The sequence below is a fragment of the Paraburkholderia ginsengiterrae genome (assembly GCF_001645125.1).
In the GTDB taxonomy this organism is placed as follows: Bacteria; Pseudomonadota; Gammaproteobacteria; order Burkholderiales; family Burkholderiaceae; genus Paraburkholderia; species Paraburkholderia ginsengiterrae.
Map to the genome: position 1 here is coordinate 25,266 of NZ_LXKA01000382.1, position 19,611 is coordinate 44,876.

The 19,611-nt window shown below is 57.4% G+C and carries 17 protein-coding genes; 8 read left to right on the forward strand and 9 right to left on the reverse strand.

What is annotated here, in order from left to right:
• The first annotated feature begins 45 nt into the window (after positions 1-45).
• Entirely contained in the window at positions 46-1,269 is a 1,224-nt protein-coding gene (locus A6V37_RS36390; RefSeq protein WP_207547558.1) for a Rieske 2Fe-2S domain-containing protein, read from the forward strand.
• Here the strand turns inward: A6V37_RS36390 and A6V37_RS36395 are convergent.
• On the reverse strand, positions 1,251-2,222 hold the full coding sequence (locus tag A6V37_RS36395) for a LysR substrate-binding domain-containing protein (protein WP_165614386.1): 972 nt from the start codon (positions 2,220-2,222) through the stop codon (positions 1,251-1,253). The genes A6V37_RS36390 and A6V37_RS36395 overlap by 19 nt on opposite strands.
• 214 nt (positions 2,223-2,436) lie before the next feature.
• Here A6V37_RS36395 and A6V37_RS36400 point away from each other — a divergent pair, with 214 nt between their 5' ends.
• The 5 genes from A6V37_RS36400 (at position 2,437) to A6V37_RS36415 (ending at position 6,891) form a co-directional block, all read left to right on the forward strand.
• On the forward strand, positions 2,437-3,423 hold the full coding sequence (locus tag A6V37_RS36400; protein ID WP_165614387.1) for a DODA-type extradiol aromatic ring-opening family dioxygenase: 987 nt from the start codon (positions 2,437-2,439) through the stop codon (positions 3,421-3,423).
• A 613-nt stretch (positions 3,424-4,036) separates the two neighbouring features.
• Positions 4,037-4,861, forward strand: a complete 825-nt coding sequence (locus A6V37_RS36405; protein ID WP_064265074.1) for an aspartate dehydrogenase — start codon at positions 4,037-4,039, stop codon at positions 4,859-4,861.
• A 12-nt stretch (positions 4,862-4,873) separates the two neighbouring features.
• Positions 4,874-5,167, forward strand: coding sequence for a hypothetical protein (locus A6V37_RS41120; RefSeq protein ID WP_131799783.1), 294 nt, complete (start codon positions 4,874-4,876; stop codon positions 5,165-5,167).
• Positions 5,155-5,982, forward strand: a complete 828-nt coding sequence (locus A6V37_RS36410; RefSeq protein ID WP_064265075.1) for a DODA-type extradiol aromatic ring-opening family dioxygenase — start codon at positions 5,155-5,157, stop codon at positions 5,980-5,982. The genes A6V37_RS41120 and A6V37_RS36410 overlap by 13 nt, the downstream gene beginning before the upstream one ends.
• A gap of 51 nt (positions 5,983-6,033) precedes the next feature.
• Positions 6,034-6,891 (forward strand): alpha/beta fold hydrolase, encoded by an 858-nt coding sequence (locus A6V37_RS36415; protein ID WP_064265076.1) that lies wholly within the window; start codon positions 6,034-6,036, stop codon positions 6,889-6,891.
• A 144-nt stretch (positions 6,892-7,035) separates the two neighbouring features.
• Here the strand turns inward: A6V37_RS36415 and A6V37_RS36420 are convergent, their stop codons facing one another.
• From A6V37_RS36420 to A6V37_RS36435, 4 genes are all read right to left on the reverse strand, one after another.
• On the reverse strand, positions 7,036-8,775 hold the full coding sequence (locus A6V37_RS36420) for an NAD(P)H dependent flavin oxidoreductase family protein (protein WP_064265077.1): 1,740 nt from the start codon (positions 8,773-8,775) through the stop codon (positions 7,036-7,038).
• Positions 8,776-8,877: 102 nt separating this feature from the next.
• Positions 8,878-9,909 (reverse strand): 4-hydroxyphenylpyruvate dioxygenase, encoded by a 1,032-nt coding sequence (gene hppD / locus A6V37_RS36425; RefSeq protein WP_064265078.1) that lies wholly within the window; start codon positions 9,907-9,909, stop codon positions 8,878-8,880.
• Between the two features lie 331 nt (positions 9,910-10,240).
• Positions 10,241-10,654, reverse strand: a complete 414-nt coding sequence (locus tag A6V37_RS36430; protein WP_064265079.1) for a RidA family protein — start codon at positions 10,652-10,654, stop codon at positions 10,241-10,243.
• A gap of 101 nt (positions 10,655-10,755) precedes the next feature.
• On the reverse strand, positions 10,756-11,430 hold the full coding sequence (locus A6V37_RS36435) for a Crp/Fnr family transcriptional regulator (RefSeq protein WP_064265080.1): 675 nt from the start codon (positions 11,428-11,430) through the stop codon (positions 10,756-10,758).
• Between the two features lie 210 nt (positions 11,431-11,640).
• On the opposite strand from A6V37_RS36435, the gene istB reads away from it, so the two are divergent.
• Positions 11,641-12,522: an IS21-like element helper ATPase IstB gene (istB, locus tag A6V37_RS36440; RefSeq protein ID WP_165614388.1), complete on the forward strand. Its 882-nt coding sequence runs from the start codon at positions 11,641-11,643 to the stop codon at positions 12,520-12,522.
• A 53-nt stretch (positions 12,523-12,575) separates the two neighbouring features.
• On the opposite strand, the gene A6V37_RS36445 is transcribed toward istB, so the two are convergent.
• From A6V37_RS36445 to A6V37_RS36460, 4 genes are all read right to left on the reverse strand, one after another.
• Positions 12,576-13,319, reverse strand: a complete 744-nt coding sequence (locus A6V37_RS36445; protein ID WP_064265081.1) for a type IV toxin-antitoxin system AbiEi family antitoxin domain-containing protein — start codon at positions 13,317-13,319, stop codon at positions 12,576-12,578.
• A gap of 740 nt (positions 13,320-14,059) precedes the next feature.
• Positions 14,060-14,623 (reverse strand): cytochrome b, encoded by a 564-nt coding sequence (locus A6V37_RS36450; protein WP_064265242.1) that lies wholly within the window; start codon positions 14,621-14,623, stop codon positions 14,060-14,062.
• 194 nt (positions 14,624-14,817) lie between these two features.
• On the reverse strand, positions 14,818-16,161 hold the full coding sequence (locus tag A6V37_RS36455; protein WP_064265082.1) for an aspartate aminotransferase family protein: 1,344 nt from the start codon (positions 16,159-16,161) through the stop codon (positions 14,818-14,820).
• A gap of 79 nt (positions 16,162-16,240) precedes the next feature.
• Positions 16,241-17,686 (reverse strand): aldehyde dehydrogenase family protein, encoded by a 1,446-nt coding sequence (locus tag A6V37_RS36460; protein WP_064265243.1) that lies wholly within the window; start codon positions 17,684-17,686, stop codon positions 16,241-16,243.
• A gap of 522 nt (positions 17,687-18,208) precedes the next feature.
• Here A6V37_RS36460 and A6V37_RS36465 point away from each other — a divergent pair.
• On the forward strand, positions 18,209-19,570 hold the full coding sequence (locus A6V37_RS36465) for a DUF1329 domain-containing protein (RefSeq protein ID WP_064265083.1): 1,362 nt from the start codon (positions 18,209-18,211) through the stop codon (positions 19,568-19,570).
• Positions 19,571-19,611: the final 41 nt, after the last annotated feature.

Below are 19,611 nucleotides of genomic sequence, written 5' to 3' on the forward strand. Positions count from 1 at the left end.
AAGGAAGACAACGAAATTCTGTGTCGTGTCGGGCCTGGAACCCCGATGGGGAAGACCTTCAGAAGCATGTGGATGCCGTTCATGCTGCCAGAAGAGCTTCCTGCGCCTGATTGTCCGCCCGTTCGCGTACGGCTGCTTGGAGAAGATCTCGTCGCGTTTCGCGATTCAGAGGGAAGAATCGGCTTGCTGGACCGGTACTGTCCGCATCGTCGCGTCGATCTGTTTTTCGGGCGCAACGAAGAGTGTGGCCTTCGTTGTGTCTACCACGGCTGGAAATTTGATGTGACTGGCAAAATTGTCGATATGCCAGCGGAGCCCGAGAATACCCAGATGAAAGAGGACACGCGGATTAAGAGTTATCCCGTGATCGAATGGGGTGGCGTCATCTGGGCATATATGGGCGATCAAGCGACGATGCCTGCGAAGCCTCCGGAAATGGAATGGGGGCTTGTCCCGGCGGAGGCTCGGTTTATTACAAAACGTCTGCAGCGTACAAATTATGCGCAGGGCGTGGAAGGCGGAATCGATTCGAGCCATGTTGGCATTCTTCATAGTCACCTTGACCCTGAACATCCCGAATTACCATTCCGGCAGCGTCAAATATCGCCTAATCTGGCGATTCCGTACCTGGCGTCGGACACTGCGCCCCGATTCTTCATTCGACCGACCAACTACGGAATGGCTATTGGCGCGCGACGAAACGCGAGCGATGAGGAATACTATTGGCGCGTCACGCAGTATCTCGCTCCCTTTTACACAATGATCGCGCCGTTACGGGAGGGGCGAGCATTCATGGGACATGCGTGGACACCAATCGACGACCACAATTGCTGGGTCTTCACCATGACCTGGAATAGCGATCGTCCGCTTGATGCCGACGAACTGGACCATGGCGCTGTGCATTCAGAGGTAACAGACGACGGCACTTACCGGCCGCTATTGTCCTCCGAGAACGACTACGGGCTAGACCGCGTCCGCCAAAAGCTGTACAGCTCGACAGGAATCGAGGGTATTGGCATGCAGGACACTGCCATCCAGGAGAGCATGGGCGCCATCGTGGATCGATCAGTTGAAAATCTCGGTTCGGGCGATGCCGCGATCGCGGGTTTTCGGCGAAGCATCCTCAAGCTCGCAAAAGAGCGGGAGTCGAGCGCGCGTCTCGAAATTGCCGATAACCCTCAATGGTTTCGCGTTCGATCCACCGCTGCGATTCTTCCGCATGGTACGGATTTTCTTGAAGGCACTGCTGCTTATACCAAGGTGGATTGACACGACGGCTGCGCGATCAGCGCAGCCTCGTTTAGAATCCACTCGCGCAGGCAGCATACCGCGTGATCGTCATTGGTGCTCTCAAGGGTAAAAAGATAATATCCCCCGGCACTAGGTACTTCGGCAGGCAGGGGCGCGAGCAATTCATCGCGCCACTCATAGTTCGCAAAGATCACCTCAGGTACAAGCGCGATGCCCTTTGAGTCACGGGCTGCCTGCAGAGCCATGAAAAAGTGGCCAAGGTCTAGCGGGTTAGCGTCTTGAGGGGCGGTGAGACCGTACCATGCCAACCAGTCATGCCAGGCATGACGTCGGCTGGCAGTATTAATCAACCGATACTGCAGTAAGTCCGCTGGCGTCGCGATTTCTCCCACAGCATCCATAAGCTTGCGGGACACGACGGGGATAAGGGTATCCGGAAAAAGTGGATCAATGTTCAATCCCTTCCAGTTGTCGATCATTGCAAGGTCAACGCGCGGAGCGCGTCGGTCATAGCGTGCTCCTGGCAGTCGGCCCACCCTGATGGCAACGTCTGTGTCACCGCTATGAAGGTCTGCCGGTTCGATAGACGACACAATTCTTACTTCGATACCAGGATGGCATTCCGTGAACCCAGCGAGGCGCGGCATGAGCCAATGGGTCGCCAAAGTGGGCAGGATGTCAAGTGTAAGTATCCGGTGCGAGTCAAGAACGGTCTGCCGTGTCGCTTGGGAGATGATGGTTAACGCTTGCTGGACCGCCTGGAAATACTCATCGCCGGCTCGCGTCAGTTCGATCTTACGGGTGAGTCTGATGAAAAGCTTGTGGCCAAGGAAGCTTTCCAGCAGTCGGATCTGTCGCGAAATCGCGCCCTGCGTAAGGTGCAGTTCATTAGCTGCTTTCGTGAACGACAAGTGGCGTCCCGACGCCTCAAATGCACGGAGAGCGAGCAGTGGGGGAAGACGATAGCTCATTCTGTCACCTTTTACCATGTCGCTGGACGCATTACTGGCGCGCATCGTCGCAGCAGGAAAAAATCGTTTGTTGACGAAGCCAGTGGCTCCTACCATCCAACATGGGATGAGTTGCCGCGCTTGCGGGAGGTTACGGCGCGGCGTCAACGGATTTCCCAGTTGTTGCGTCCATTGTATACGGTACGCAGTCATGTCAATATTCGAGGAAGTGCTAATGGCAAAAATTGTGATGGGCATCGGTTCGTCGCACAGTCCGACCCTTTTAATGACGCCCAGTGGGTGGCTTGCGCGCGCCGCGTCCGACGATCAAAACTTCTTTGTGCTGCACGATCGAACCGGGCAACGTGTGACGTACCAGCAACTGCTTGAGTCGGCCGATCCCGCTCTCGCTAGTGAAATCACGCCGGAGAAGCTTCAGCAGCGGCATGAGCAAAACCAGGCCGCTGTTGAGCGGTTGGCCAGTATCCTCGACGATGCGAAGCCGGACCTGGTCGTTATCATTGGTGATGACCATAAAGAGGTATTTCGCGACGATAATATGCCGGCCTTGTCGATCTTTTGGGGGGAAACGCTGCCGTACCGCCCGAGCGGGATCATGAAATGGAAGTACGATCCGGCGCTCGATCAGGCGCTCTGGTATCCCCAAGAGGAAAAGGATTATCCGGTCGCTTCCGCTCACGCAGAACGACTCATCCAGGGATTGATGGATGACGGGTTCGACGTCGCTCAGTCAAAGTATTTTCGCGACGGCCAGGCGATGAGTCATTCGTTTGGCTACGTTTACTACAAGTTGATGACGGGTCCGGCGTACCCGGCCATTCCGGTAAGTATTAACACCTACTATCCTCCCAATAATGTTTCGCCGTCGCGCGCATTCCAGATCGGTCAGGCAATTCGTCGTCAGATTGAATCGTGGCCGGAAGATTTGCGGGTTGTCGTAATTTCCACGGGTGGCCTCAGTCACTTTGTCGTGGACGAAGAGTTCGATCGCGATTTCCTTGCGTCACTCGCAAAAGGTGGCCCCGAAGCCCACGCATCGCTTCCCCTCGTCAAGCTGCAGTCTGGGAATTCCGAATTTCGCTGTTGGTCTGCACTTGCCGGGGCGGTGGACGGCATGCGCATGGAGCTGATCGACTACATTCCGTGCTATCGCAGTCTGGCTGGAACGGGCTGTGCAATGGCATTTGCGACATGGTCTTGACGTAGCCAGAGACGTTAAGGGGGACTCCAGCGTCTGGTACGAGCATCGCATTTCAGTGACGCGCGTGAGGGTAGCCACCAGCCAAATCGCGCAGGTTTCGGGCCGGTGACAAGGGCTTTAAGCGGATGGTCTTCAGAAACGCCCGATTTTGCGGAGCAGGTGGGTCATCTCGCGAACGCAACGATAGGGCGATGCTCGCCCGATCGTTTAGCCAGACGTTCACTGCTTGATGGTTGGGTTCCGGTTTCGCAGTCACACTCTGGTGTTCCACGCTCGGTGAGTCCGTGAGCACCGGTTGTAACCGGTCGCTACGGATCGGCATCCAAAGTGTTTGCGATTAGCAACGACGTGATAGTTCGGCGAGCCGCGAATTTGGCATCCCCCGAGCAGCTTCGCTTCGGCATTGCTCGTGTCGGAAGTGGTCGTGACGTCGCTTCCATCACTTTCATCTGAACGTCATGTCCCGCGACCGTGACGCATGAGTATGCGTGTGCCGGGCACATTACATTAATCGTTTGTGACTCGGCACGTAAACACTCAAGAATTCAACATAAACGGAAAACTGGTGTCGTGAATAGTGACTGGCTGATCAACCTATACGGAAATATTCTTAATGGATAACTTTGAAAATGTTCGTCCCAAGCGAGTAGGTATCGCGGTACTTGGAACGGTAGGTAAGTCGTTGGCGAAAGCGTTGGACCGTGGCATTCCCGGTGTGGAGCTGGTTGCAGTCGCGGCTCGCAATGAATCCGCTGCGCGCGACTGGCTCTCGGGGCTTAGCTCAAGTCCGAAGATCGCGAGCTTCGAAGAAATCGCGGAGACGTGTGATGTTGTTATCGAATGCGCACCGGCACAGTTGCTTCCGCAGATCGCGGAGCCTGCATTGCGTGCCGGCCGTCAGGTCGTTGTACTGAGCTGTGGCGCATTGCTTGATAATGATCATCTGACAGGTCTTGCAGCGCAGCATGGTGGGCAAATCATGGTGCCGAGCGGTGCGCTGCTCGGGCTCGATGCCGTGACAGCTGCAGCCGAGGGAGAGATCAGCTCGGTGCAAATGATCACTCGCAAACCCGTCAGCGGGCTGCTTGGGGCTCCGTATTTGCTCGATCGTGGTATTTCTCTTGACGGTTGCACCGAGCGCACCCTTGTGTTTTCTGGAACTGCACGCGAGGCGGCTCGAGGATTCCCGGCGAATCTGAACGTCGCGGTCGCGCTGGCGTTGGCCGGCATTGGGCCGGATCGGACGCAGCTTGAAATCTGGGCCGATCCAGATCTCAAACGTAACACGCACACGATTACGGTCGAGTCCGATGCAGCCCGGCTGTCCATGACAATTGAAAATATTCCGACCGAAAATCCGAAGACCGGCCGTATCACCGCCCAAAGTATTCTTGCGCTTCTGCGCAAAATGTCGACCCCACTCCGGGTGGGTTCCTAGAAGGGAGACGTGATGACAGAGAACAGGCGCCCACCTGTTGAACTACACAGGCTCATTCATGCACTGATACAGGACGGAGAGCTGGTAAAACGCTTTCGCGACACGCCCGATGCAGTTTTCAGTCAGTTTTTCGTACCTCGCGAGCAGGTAGAAATGCTGAAAAGCGATCCGCAAAGCGCTTTTAGGGAGTTGGGCGTGCATCCGAACCTCCAGTTCAAATACCTCGGGCTGAGCGGTCTTTTAAATCTGAAACCCGCATCAATCCGTCCTTTTCTTGAGAGAGATGACACGTCATGGGGCAAATAGTCAGTGCTGCTGCCACATCTCACACCTTCGGTGTCACCGACGATGTCGAGACTCAGGCGCAACGAATCTTCGACGGCATCAGTGAGATAGGTCGCGCGATCAGGGCGAGCCGTCCGGACGTACTGGTAATCGCCTCGAGCGACCATCTCAACGATTTTTCCCTGGACTTCCAGATTCCGTTGGCGGTGGGTATTGCCGACCAATGGACACCGTTGGGTGATCTTGGTGTGCCGCGTACCCATTTCACGGGGCATCGCGAATTTGCTAGCGGTTTGTTGAATTATTGCGCAGACAACGGTTTTGATCTGGCGGGCGTCGAGAACGTACGACTGGATCATGGGATGGCGATGCCGAATGCCATCATCAACCTCGACTGTGAGATGCCTATCGTGCCGATATTTATTAACACCGTCATGACGCCGGCACCGTCATGTGCGCGTAGTTACGAACTTGGCCGATGTCTAAATCGATATGTGAGAGACGTGCGACCTGACGGGGAGAGGGTGGCCGTACTGGGAACCGGAGGGCTGTCACACTGGATTTGCTTGCCGGATTCGGGGCGTGTCAATGTCGAGTGGGACGAGGAGGTCATGAACGCGTTCGTCTCCGGTGACTCCGAAAAAATTATCGGACTAACGCGTGACGTAATTCTTAGGGACGGTGGCAACGGCGGCCTCGAGATTGCCTCGTGGGCGTTTATGGCTGGTGCATCAGCAAGTAACACCGGCCGGATCATCTACTATGAGGAAATGCGACCATGGTGGACAGGAATGGGCGGAATCTTGATGAGCGGTCAGACTGACGGGCCAAATTGATACCCGCGCGCCTGATTACCTTCACCACCTTCAAAATCATTCGGAAAACTTATGAGCTATCCACAACTACCAACTGACATTCAATCTCTGAGCCGCTTTGTGGATGTCGACGGCATCAAAACCCACTACATCGAGAAGGGGACGGGACGACCACTTGTCCTTCTGCATGGAGGCGGTGCGGGTGCCGATGGCTGGGGAAACTGGCGTGGTTGTATCGATGCATACGCGGAACACTTTCGGGTTCTGGTGCCCGACATGCCGGGCTTCGGTCGAACGGGCAAGCCATCGCCTGATACTTACGACTACTCCCAGGATGGGCGTAACCGTCACCTCGCCGGATTCCTTGATGCACTCGAAATCCGTTCAACCAGCTTGATTGGCAATTCCATGGGCGGAGCGACAGCTCTGGGACTCGCTATCAACTCGCCTGAGCGTGTGCAGAAACTCGTGCTGATGGGTAGTGCTGGACTTGATATTGCCAATCCAGATCCAACCTACATCAAAAAACTACAGGCCTATGATTTCACGCTCGATGGCATGCAACAAATCATGACGACTATGACTGGCTCCAGTCACGTTGTCGATCCGGCGCTCGTGCAATATAGGCACGAAATCATGCAGAATGCTGATGCCCAGGTGGCTATCCGAAGCATCGTTCGCTCCAAGCTTGCGTATACCCACGAGCAAATCGCCAGCGTGAGCGCACCAACACTTGTCGTCGGTGGTAAGGAGGACAAAGTCGCTGTCCTCGCGCGAACCTACGGCTATCTTGAACTCATCAGGCAGGCCTGGGGCATCGTTGTACCAGAAGCTGGCCACTGGGTGATGATCGAGGCTCCAGAAGCATTTGTCCGCATGACGCTTACTTTCCTCCTCGATTCGGCTTTCGGAGTGATCGTCGACGGCTGATGCCGGTCTTTAGACTGCTCAGTGACTCTCTGTCTCTGCCGAGCTCCGTGCTAGTGCACGGAGCTCGGCGCGGCGACCAATAGGTATGTCAACTTGTTGACCGGTGCGTGACCGAACGCGTAATTCGTGAAGAAAGCTATCAGATCAGCTATCCAAAGGACTTGTGTCTGGCCGTTGCAAATTGCGATACGTGGCCGAAGATGCCGAATCGTCGCGCAGCAGCACGTCCTCGAAGAAGGCGCCGATCTCATGGGTCTGGTCGCGGAGCTGGATCTCCAACACCCAAAGTCCGTCAGTCGGAGCAAAGCCTGCTTGCGCGAGCTGGTGCGGACCGTAGAGGGCGTGCGGGAAATCAGAGATGCGGTGGCCTTCAGCTTCACGCACCAGTTCGCAGCTGTGCGTGCGCGCTAGCGCTTCTGCGTGGGTGTACAGTGCCTCGCCGCTGATGCCGCGCAGCCAGGCCTCGCGGGTTTCATCAAAAATCGAGCGGACTGCCCTGGCGCATCGCAGCCGGTCGGCATCTTCGCCTAACACGAACGTATCGGCGTAGTCTCCCTCATAACCGTCCCAAACCGGACCGATGTCGACGAAAAAGATATCGTCGTCGCATAGGAGACGCGCACGATCAGGCTCGCGCACAAGGCTGGTCGTGTCTGGGCCGAATCGGATATAGGTGGGGTGCCAATTGCGCTCTGCGCCGAGTTCACGCAGGCGCCGGTCAGCGAGTTCGGTAGCCTCGGCCATGGTCATCCCAGGGCGCAACTGCGCTGCAATGTCATAAACCGCGTCAATAGAGCGTTCGCGCGCTGCGAGAATTCCTTCGCGCCGAAAACGCGGACCGACGCGTTCCCACGCCCTCGAGTCCGGCACGTTTTTGCCGCTAGGTACGAATGCGTCGGCATGCCACTGCTCCGAAGGCAGGCCGGCGGCTGTTAGCGCCGCGCGTGCGTCGCTCACCATACCCGTATTACCGCAGGCATGCACGCGCGTTGTTTGCCAGTTGCCGCCGTCCGCGAGTGCGTAATCTTGTACATGGTGCTGTAACGCAGAATCGCGGCCCGCGTAAGCCTTGGTTTTCCTCGGCACTACGGCCGTCCATCTGAAGCGAGGATGGCTCTCAGCGAGGCTGTTGAGTTCGTCGGCAGCGTAGTGGTCGTCGGTGTGACGACCGCCCCAGTACAACGCAATGCTGTCGTATTGCTCACTGTGCAGCGCTTCCAGCAGCACGGGCCGCACCCCTGCGTAGCCGGTACCTGTGGCCAGCAGCACGAGGCGGCGAACATGTTCGCGTGAGGGTGCTGGCGGTAGGCCAAAGGGGCCGTCCACTGTCATAGAATCGCCAGCCGCAAGTTGCCTGAGCAGTACGTCTGAGAATATCCCACCCGGAACGCGGCGGATGTGCAGTTCCAATGGCTCGTGGGTGTTGCGCAGGTTGGCGACCGAGAAACTGCGGTGCTCCCCGCCCTCCAAGAGGAACTGCAGGTGCTGGCCTGCACGAGTCTCAAAGGACTCGCCGGGTAACGGCGCGACTACAAGCCGCCACACATCTGGCGACAGCGGCTCGACCACAACTACTCGCACAGTCCGCCGCGTGGGCGCTGGCGTCGGCACCCAATTTGGTACTTCCAGCGTCAATTGCCCCAACGCTCGTGTCTTGCACATCAGCAGCCGGTTCGGTCCAGGCTCGAACTCATCCAGGGCCGGTGGCGCGACCCGCTCGTGCGCCCCCGACAGCACCTCGGCCACGCACGAGCCGCAAGCCCCTCGACGGCACGAAAATGGTACGGATACCCCGGCTGCGAGTGCTGCGTCCAAAATCGTGGATTGTCCCTCGCAGGAGAACGCCGTGCCGTGGGGATGGAAAGTGCAAACGGATGCGGTCATGGTGATTTCCTTTCAGTGAAGACTACTGCGCGGCGCCCTCGTGATAGCTTGTGGGTGGTAGCGTCTCAGGTGCGGCAGGGACCGTAGATCTCTGTCGTACCTTCACTGGAGCGAGCCGCGTTGCTGCTGCTCTTTCTCTTGCGACTCGAACAGCGCTTTGAAATTGCCTTCGCCGAAGCCGTCCTCCCCCCGGCGCTCGATGATCTCGAAAAAGACCGGACCAATCTGGCGCTTCGTAAATCGCTGGAGCAGGAGCTTCTGGGGACCCTTGCCATCCACCAGGATCCCTCGCTTAGCCAACCGCTCAACGTCGAGGCCATGGTCCGGCAGCCGTGCGTCAATGCCGTCGTAATAGTTCTGCGACGGTGCGGTCATGAACTCAATGCCAACCGCCTTGAGCTTCTCGATCGTGACTTCGATGTCGGACGTAAGCAACGCAATGTGCTGGATCCCTTCGCCGCCGTAATCCCGAATGAACTCATCGTTCTGATTGAGTACACCGGGCTGGTCATGAGCGGCCGCAGCTACCGGAATCGAGACGCGTCCGCATGGGCTTACCATGGAGCGGGCGCGCATGCCGGACATATGCCCCTTGATTTCCAGATACTGCTTTTCTGCAAATCCGAACGTGTCACGGTAAAAGTCGGCCCAACGATCGAGATTTTCGGGGTGAACGATATTGGACGTATGATCGACCGCCATGATATGTGCGTCGCCTACCGCTACTTGCCGGGCTTCGACTGGCAATGAAAAGACTTCGTGGAAGTCGGTGTCGACGAAGTACACGAGGCTCTCACCAATACCGAGGATCGTTGGTGTATCGATGACAAACATTCCTTCGGTGTCTGGGCTGGCTGTGCGCGCTCCACCGGAAAGAGCTTGGGCGTGCGCGAGCCGCGCGTCGCTGACGTGGATTCCAATCGCACGCACGGACGCGCCGTGTTTCGACTGGAATGCGCTTGCGTTGCCGTTGACTATGAATGCGGCCGTGCCTTGCGTCATGAGGTACATTTCGTTCTTCGACTTGCCACGGAGACGAAATCCAAGGCGTTTGAAAAGATCGATGAGTTCCGAGGGACGAGGCGAAACGAACTCGACAAATGCAAATCCGTCGGTTTTAACTGGTGTATTCATGATTACGTAGGTATACGAAGTAAAGGTTCTGGAGATGATCGCGGTCGCGGGTGCTCTGTGCTGCCTAATAGCCCGCGTCGCAATGTTCCTACACTACTAACCGCTTCCACATGTCGATGGCGTGCTCCGACGTCCAGGTGCGCGGATCGTCAAATCCGGCGAGTCGTCGTAGGCACGTGAGCCATCGAACGGCCTGCAATGGCAGATTGAGCATGCCCTGACAGTCTAGTTGCGTGCCAGAGCGCAACGCAGGAAACAGTTTGACTCGCAGACGTATGGCCGTCAGTGGAATGTGGATTTCCGCTCACGATGCCGCAGACAAACGACCGGGTCACTTGCGCGTGGCTGCAACCACCTTGATCTCGACGATCAATTCGGGGCGAGCTAGGGAGGCCACTCCGAGAATTGTCCACGCCGGGAAGTCGGAGCGGATGTATCGTTCCTTCACTTCCCGGAAGGTAGCAAGTTGCGACCCGATGTCGACATGATAGGAAACGAGTTCGACGACGTCTGTGAAGTCGAGATCCAGGTGTTGCAGGACCGCTTCGATTCGCCGGAAGGCGACTTCAATCTGTTCCTTGGAATCCTCGGGTATCGATCCGTCGGCACGCAGGCCAATCTGGCCGGCGACAAAGACCAGTCCATTTGCAGTTACTGCTGGTGAGTATTGGAAAAGATCAAAAATGCGATTGCTTCCGAAAGTTGCGTCATCTTCCGGAAGGCGCAAGCGCTCGATTTTGCTCATGACAGTCCTTCAAATCAGCTGGTGTGGGACGTGGAAACTGCTTCCGACGAGCCAGACTTTAAGTGAGCGACAGAGGGACGTCTGTATAGCGAGTTACAAAATCACCCTAGAAGTTTTGACGGATCGATAACCCAGATGCGGCGCTTCCGGATCTCGATTGCTCCGACTGTTGTCAGCCGTTTCAACGCGCGTGTAACCGTGACTCGGGTCGCACCTGTCATCGCCGCGATTTGCTCGTGGGTCAAGGTCATAGCTATAAGCGTGCCGTGTACGTGCTTTTCGCCATACAGTTCGGTCAGCCGTCCCAGCAGCTCGCCTATTCTCATTTCCGGCTTCGGAAGAGCCAGATACTGGATTCGAGATGCCAGGACGCGCTGCTTGAGCGCGACAATTCGCATTAACGAGATGGCGAGTTCAGGGCGAGACGAGATCGTTTCAATGATTACCCTGATATCAAATTCAACTACCTCGGAATCTTCGACTGCGATAGCCGTGGCGATGCGGGGGTAGCCGTCCATCGCCGGACTTTCACCGAACATGGCCCAAGGGCCCATTACCTCGAGAATGAACTCCGCGCCGTCACTCTGGAAAATCGAGACCTGGATACGGCCCGCAAGCAGAAAATAGAAAGTAGATCCGAACTCGCCTTGACGATAAATCATGGCGCCCTTGGCGAACTTCATTCTCCGGCCGAGATGGGCGGCACGGATCCACGCACCTGCGGTGGCGTCGTCCATATGCCATGTCTCGGTATTCGGCACGGTGCTCTTGCCCAAACCTTTCTCCATTCTGCTGTGTGGGGCCGGTATGGACATTGTGTCACGGGAGCGAGGCCATCTGAGCGTTGCGTAGGGTGGTAAGGGTGTACAGACATTGCAATGGCAAGACATCGAGGAGATGGAACGTGTCGTGTGCCATGCAACTTGCGCATTCATCGCACGCAGCATCCGGACCTATGACGATCTTCAGGGCGAGGAGGTAGCGGCATGAGCACACCCGCTTACGATCCCGGCCGACTGGCCCTGATGCTCAATGAACTGCGCCTGCCGACCATCGCCCGCCTGTGGCCTGAATTCGCCCAGCGTTCCGACAAGGAAGGCTGGCAGGCAACTCGACTGCTGGGTGTACTGCTTGAGCACGAACTGGCCGAGCGCGCCAAGCGGCGCATAGAGCGACACCGCGCCGAGTCGCATCTCGATCCGACCAAGACACTGGCTACCTTCGACTTCGGCATGGTGCCGATGGTCTCCAAAGCTCACTTGATGGCACTGGCGACCGGCGATTCATGGCTCGAGAAAGGCGCCACAGTGCTCCTGTTCGGCCCACCAGGAGTCGGCAAGAGTCATCTTGGGGCGGCCATCGGACACGCGCTGATCGACGCCGGTTACCGGGTGCTGTTCACGCGGACCAGTGAGATTGTGCAGAAGCTGTGGGCCGCACGTCAGAGCCTGCAATTGCCTTCAGCGCTCGCCAAGCTCGACCGCTTCGACATGGTCATCCTGGACGACCTGTCGTACGCCCGAAAGGACCAGACCGAAACGAGCGTGTTGTTCGAGCTGATCGCCGAACGATACGAGCGCCGCAGTCTTCTGATAACCGCCAACCAGCCGTTCTCGGGCTGGAATGACGTGTTTCCAGATCCCGGCATGACCGTCGCTGCGATCGACCGGCTCGTCCATCACTCGACGATCTTCGAAATGAACGTCGAAAGCTACCGCCGTCGTACGGCCAGCGACAAACAAACCAACCGGCGCCGACAATCACAGGGAAGGAGCGACAACCATGACCGAATAACCACCGACAATCACCCCGGTCGACCGGCCAAAATAATTGACGGTAAGCCGGCCATGCTGCTTGACGCTATCTAGAGAAGCTTGCTATCGCGCTGGGTGTCGGAGTCGCTGATTTCTTTGAGTCGCCGTCACGGTTTCAACGTAAGTCGCCTCCCGTCCTTTTCCTTGATTGACCAGCGTTTTCCCTGACTCAGGCGATTTACGTATTTCTGAAGATCTTCCCCCCAAGGGTAACCGCTGCTTTGGCCTAAATCGCGTACTAGCTTCACGACTTTTACGCGGACGCAATTTTCCAGCAAGGGGCTGAGAATATCAATGCGCACGTTACGCAACATGTCCGCCAGATGTGCCGCTTCGTCCAGTGATTGCCCTTTTCTGCCTCTCTTCCCTATATCGCTCGCAAGTTCTAACAGGGCAAGTTCTGGGACCGAAACCAACACGTGCGCGCTTTTGGATGGCAACGGTCGCAGCCATTGAATCACCGAATATTGATCGTCAAACAACTGCGTTGTCTGAAACGTGTAGGGCATGTGCTGCTCAATCCAAGTGGGAAAGCGATAGGATTTCGATCCCCACAGCGTGATCCTGGGTCTGAAGGCAACGTTGTGCCGGACGCCCTGCCAGTCAAGCGCTGTTTTGCCTCCAACGTGCAGTCCGGGAATCCTCCTGCTCAGGTAGGTGATGATCCCTTCTACAGAAGCAACATCCCCAGCGACTAGATATGCTCCTTTCGACAAGCGTTGGAGCCACCCCGCGTTAACCAGGTAGGTGGTTTGGGCCGGGTTTATCTCTAAGCTCCGCAACATCGCTGGATCAAGTGGTTGTCCGCGCGGCGCGTCTTTTATCAGGCGCTGGATTTTTCGATCACTCAAGGTTACCTCATGAGCGTAGTTTAAAAGATCAAAATTAGCTTTAATTTGAAGTTGGAGCAATTAAATTACGACAGAACCGCCCTCGCCGTCAATGGTTTCCGGGGGCAACTATCTGGTGCGAACGAATTGTTTGACCGGGCTGGTGCCGCACAGCTACGTCTCAGGATTGCAGATTCCGGACCCGGCGAGAGTGCGGCCGGTCTGCGTTCAGCCTGTGGCGGTCGCGATGTGATCCGGCTGAGCATTGCAATTGGGTGCCGCAGATCGAATACGGAAAGAAAAACGTACTTGGCGTAAGCAGGGCGCGAAGCCGATTTCATCTGCCCGCTTGTCCAATGTCCGCTGGGGCGAAAGCGTTGGCACGAATGGTTCAGTCTCGGAATCGCCCGACATGCCAAGGCTCGACCGACTATCGCTTTTAGAACGAACGAAAGCGCGCGTCACACAAGGGGCCCGACCGTTATGGAGGCAATTTTTTGAATTCGGAGGCCATAATTAAAACAGCTACTTAGCGAGGGCTGTCTCGACCGAGTATATTTTTTGCGATCACCAGATGATCCGGGAGAATAAAACCCGTCATGGATTATTCACCACGTGAACTCTGCCCTGAGTTCAGCAAGCGGTGAGTGCGCAATACGCCAGGAGGCCGGCCCTGTCCCCAGGCGAGGATTGTACGGATCGGCGGCCGAATCGATCGCCGACCCAAGGTGCCCACTCGGTATCGAAATGTCGCACTTGGCCTACAAGATGCGCCGCAAGACATCGTTGCGGCGATCCGCGTCCAAAAAGCGATGCTTCAACGCACCGAGGATGTGAAACGCGATGAGCGCGAGCAACGTATAGGCTAACGTCCTATGCAACCACTGGAATACCTTGAACCAATTATCGTTTTTAGGCAGGAGCTCAGGCAACTGCGCCCCGAAAAACGGTACACCGTCGCTTTGAGTAAATGTGCTCGACATCGAGTAACCCATCAACGGCACCACGATAGCCAAAGCGTACAGTAGGTAATGCGCTGCCTTGGCGCATTTCTTTTCCCAGTCGGCATGCCCCGCCGGCGGAGCCGGCAGCGTCTTCCGGGAACGGATCGCGAGTTGAACCAGAACGAGCAAAAGAGTCAGAATCCCGAACTGCTTATGAGTCGGGTAGTACCAGTCGAACTTGGCCGGAAGGTCATCGCTAAGTCTGACCATTGTCCATCCCATCCACAGTTGTCCGAAGATCAGGAACGCTCTGGCCCAGTGGAGAAGCCGAACGACAAGCGGATACTTGTCTTCCGCCAATTTTGCAACTTGGATTTCCATCTCAATTCCCATCCTCAACGATCGAAGCGAACTCTTAAAACCTTCGGTCCCGGTAACTCACACCGTGCCGGCAAAAAGCACGGGGTGGCTCGGGACCGCTGATGAAGAATCCGCAAGCAGACGAGCGAGTGCTCCGCAGGTAGCACACGAGCACTCGCTCCGACGCTCGTGTGTACCTAAGGCAAAAAGCGCTGTCAACAGCACTCACGCAGCGCTTCGTGCAACGCGCGCGCTATCAGGGCCGCCTCGTCCAACGTCAGCGTTAGCGGGGGGGACATGACAACCTTATTGGCGATGGCTCGCACCAGAACGCCGCGCTTGCGTGCGGCATCGGCGACGCGCGCCGCGAAGCCCTCCATCGGATTGAGGGGTGTTCGGCTCGCCTTGTCGGTCACGAGATCGAGGGCCAGCATGAGGCCTTTGCCGCGTACATCCCCCACAGTCTCGAATTCGCGTTTCAGCGGAAGCAACTGCTCGAGCAAATGCTGGCCGACGCTGCCGGCATTCGCAGGCAGATTCTCGGATTCCACAATGTCTAGCACCGCGAGAGACGCGGCACAGGCGAGCGGGTGTCCGCTGTACGTATAGCCATGCATCACCATATGCGAGAAGCCGCTTCCGGTTTCGATGGCTTGCGCGATACGCCCGTTGTACATCGTTGCGCCCAGCGGCACGTAGCCTGCGGAGATTCCTTTAGCCAGGCAAAGAATGTCTGGTGCCACGCCCCAACCTCGACTTCCGAGCATGTTGCCGGTGCGGCCGAAGCCAGTGACCACCTCGTCGGCGATCAGCAGGATGCCGCTTCGATCGCACACTTCCCGGACGCGGCGCCAATAAGTGGCCGGCGGTACGATCAGGCCGCCCGCACCCTGCACCGGCTCTGCGATGAATGCGGCAATGGTTTGGGGGCCATGAAATGCGATCGTTTCTTCCAACTGTCGGATGCAATGCGCGACGAGCTCCTCCGCGTCCTCACAACCCCAAGGGTTGCGATAGAGCCACGGCGTATCGAGCAGAACGCAACCCGGCAACAGGGGACCGTGGTTGTAGTGATAGACACCATTGCCTCCGACCGACGTTCCGCCCATATGTACGCCGTGGTAGCCATTACGCAGCGAGAGGAATTTCGTTCGCGAGGGCTCGCCTGCGGCAACCCAATATTGGCGAGCCATTTTCAGCGCGGTTTCGCACGCGTCGGACCCACCGCTGCCAAACATCACGCGCTGCATGTCCTCTTGCTCGAACATCGCGCAGAGCCGATCGGCGAGGTCATACACGCGCGGATGCGCAACGCCGTCGAACGTTTGATAGTAAGAAAGCTCATCCATCTGACGCGCGATCGCGGCTTTCACTTCCGGCCTGTTGTGGCCGACATTGACGTTCCACAATCCGCCGACCCCGTCGAGCATGCGGTTGCCTTCGACGTCGAACACGTAGTTTCCGTCCCCTCTGGCAATGACGACGGTTGGGGTCGAGTGGCCTGCGGCCGCCGAGCTCATCGGGTGCCAGAAACGCTTTTGACGCTGTTGATAGTCCATGATGTATCACTCAAGAAGTGCTTGTAAGGAACTGCACAAAACCAATGCTTAGGTGTGGGGCGCTGACGGATATTGCGTGTCACAGTGCCGCGGTGACGACTTTCTCCTCAAGGTAGGATTCGAGCGCGGCCCGGGACAGATCGCGTCCAATGCCGCTGTGCTTGACTCCTCCCCACGGCAGGCGCGCATCGAGAGGGCTCCAGCAATTGATTGCCACGGCGCCTACATCGAGACAGTCGGCAACGCGGTGGGCTGTGGCGAGGTTTTGCGTCCACAGCGAAGCGGACAAGCCATACGGCGTATCGTTGGCGATGTCGATCGCCTCCTCTTCGGTGTCGAAAGGAATGACCATCCCGACCGGCCCGAACACCTCCTCGCTTGCGATTCGCATGCTGGGATGCACGCCGCCAAGCACGGTCGGCCTCATGAAATACCCATGCTCAGGTACCGCTTCGTCGCCTGCCAGCCTGATCGCGCCTTCCGCGATGGCGCCTTGGACATGTGCGCGCACGCGAGCGAGATGACGTTCATTGATCAGCGCCCCCATCTGCGACGACGGGTCCGATGGCGGGCCAACGCGCATGCTGCGCGCTGCATCGGCGAGCCGCGTTTCCACGGCTTGCGCGAGCGAGCGATGCACGAGCACCCTCGATCCCGCGGCGCACGTCTGGCCTTGATTGACGAACATCCCAAGCGTCAAGACGGGAATGAGTTGTTCTATATCGGCATCGGCAAAAACGATCTGAGCCGCTTTGCCGCCAAGCTCGAGGGTGACGCGCTTGAAGGTTTTGGCTGCTTCAATTGCGATCGAACGCCCTACTTCAGTACTGCCGGTGAAGCTGACCTTGCTGACCAGAGGATGCGCGACTAGCGCAGGACCTACATGCGCGCCGATACCGTGGACGATGTTGACTACGCCATCTGGAATGCCCGCTTCGCGGGCAAGCTCGCCGAGCCGGGCCACTGCAATGGGAGCGTCTTCCGAGGGTTTGATGACAACGGTGCAGCCGGCCGCTAGCGCGGGCGCCAGCTTCCATACGGCGATCATGAGCGGCGCGTTCCAAGGAATGATTTGCGCCGCCACGCCTACCGGCATGCGCTTCGTGTAGTTCAGCGTGCGCCGGCCCATGAACCCGTCGGTGGGGATCGTGCGGCCCTCCAGCTTGTCCGCCCAGCCTGCGAAGTAGCGAAGTACGTCGACGCTCATCGGCACGTCCATCATTCGCATTTCGATCGGCGGCCGTCCTTGTTCTTCGGCGAGCAGCCTTTGAAACGTGTCGCTATCTCGCTCGATCAGATCGGCAAGGCGATGCAGCCAGCGCGCCCGAGCTGCTCCGCCGGCATTGGCCCACTGATCGTCGTGCAAGGCCGCGTGTGCGGCTTTCACCGCGCGATCGACGTCCTCGTGGTTTGACGCAGGGACCCTGGCCAAGCGCTCGCCGGTCGCCGGGGCGAGCTTGTCGCAAAAGCTGGCAGACGCAGCCTTGCAATGCCGGCCGCCGATTAGGTTTTCGAGTTCCATCATCGCCTTCTTGATCCTCAAAGTGGGGTGTCAGGTCGGTTCGCACACCTCGATACACGTGATGGGTCATCGCGATTGCCGAAGGGTGCAGCCTCATGTTCGGAGCTACTTTAAGTCGACGACGTGCTCTGGCTTGTCCGCTTTTGGCAATCGCTGCTTGAGCATCTGAATAGGGAATACCCGACTTTTTTCACGCCGAGAGCTGCATCGTCGAGCCACTTTGGCCCCGCCGCGAAGAGCTTCCGAGAGCGCGTCATTTCCTCTAACGCCCGACGCAAACGGCTCACCGCCCGGTTGCATCTTTCATCGTCGTCGAATTTTCATAAATACCAAAATGAGGGATTACAGTGCTTACATACGGCACGTATCGCATATTGCATGTTGACGAATCTTTTATTCTGGGAATAATGAGCGCAACGCATCAGGGCAAGGCTGCGCCTTCCGCACTCGATCCCGATGCCGGTAGGTAAGAGGCGGTCGCTTCCATCCGATCGCCGTTACGTTCTTGGTTACGGGAGATCTCTCATGCAGTTGCATCTGAAGGCTGGTCTTGTCGTCGCATGTTCTTTGGCGATCTCGATGGCTTGGGCACAGTCGCAGGGAAACCTGACAGTCAGCGGCGCGGAAAAGGCGGGAAGCTCAGACGGCCGCATTCCTGCGTATTCGAGCCCACAGTCGGCGCCCGCAGGTTGGTCGCCAGGCAAAGTCAGAGGCGACTATTCGCCGTACAAGTCGGAAAAGCCGCTGTTTTCCATCACTGCGGCCAACGTCGATAAGTACGCGGCGAATCTGACGCCAGGCCAGATTGCGATGTTCAAGCAGATCAAGGACTACCGGATGGACGTGTATCCCACGCATCGCGACTGCGGCTATCCCGAGTGGGTTCAGGAAAACACCAAAAAGAACGCCGGCACGGCGAAGCTGGACGCAAGTGGCGACCATCTGGTGAGCGCAACGCTCCCGGGTATTCCGTTCCCGGCGGCGAAGACAGGGCAGGAGGCGATTTGGAACTATCTGTCTCGCTACCGCGGCGTCGGTATCAAATGGGCCAAGGTCAACACGATGGTTTCTCCGCGTCCCGGTGGTTCCGAATGGATCGCAGTGACTGGCCGCCAACTGGTGTACACGCCTTGGGGAAAGAAAGGTGCGAATTCGCTGGGAGCTGACGAGGGGTTGTATTCGATCTATGTCGGCTACGACACGCCGGCAGCACTCGCAGGGCAGGCGCTCGTGCAGACCGACAATTTTTCGAGCAACGACAGCCCCGTTTACTACTACTTTCCGGGACAACGGCGCGTGCGCCGCATGCCGTCCTACAACTACGATGCGCCCCAGATCGGTTTCGAAAGCCAGTACACCGTGGATGAGCCCTGGCTCTTCAACGGCAGTATCGATCGCTTCGACTGGAAGATCGTAGGAAAGAAGGAAATCTACGTGGCGTACAACGACTTCGCGATGTACGACTTCAACAAGAGCATCGGTGACGTCTTCAAGACTGACCAGATCGACCCGTCGGCGCGCCGCTATGAACTGCACCGCGTTTATGTGGTTGAAGCGGCGCTCAAGCCGAACATGCGGCACATCTCGCAGAAGAAAGTTTTATATCTCGACGAGGATACGTATCTCGCGCTTGCGGGCGAGGATTACGACGCCCAAGGAAAGCTTTGGAAAACTAAGGAAAGCTATCCCATTCCGATTTGGGAACTCGGCGGCACGTGCGACGTAGAGCCGTTTTCTCAGTACAACCTGGTCACCAGCCGCTATGTGACCGATCAAAACGTCGTGGGTGGTGGGCAGGACGTTCAGTATCTCGATTCGTCCAGCTCTCCTATGTTCCGGTCCGACTACTACACGCCTGAGAATCTCGGCGCCATCAGCGAGCGCTAATACGCGATGCCGGCCTGACGATCCACGGCGATCGAAAGGCC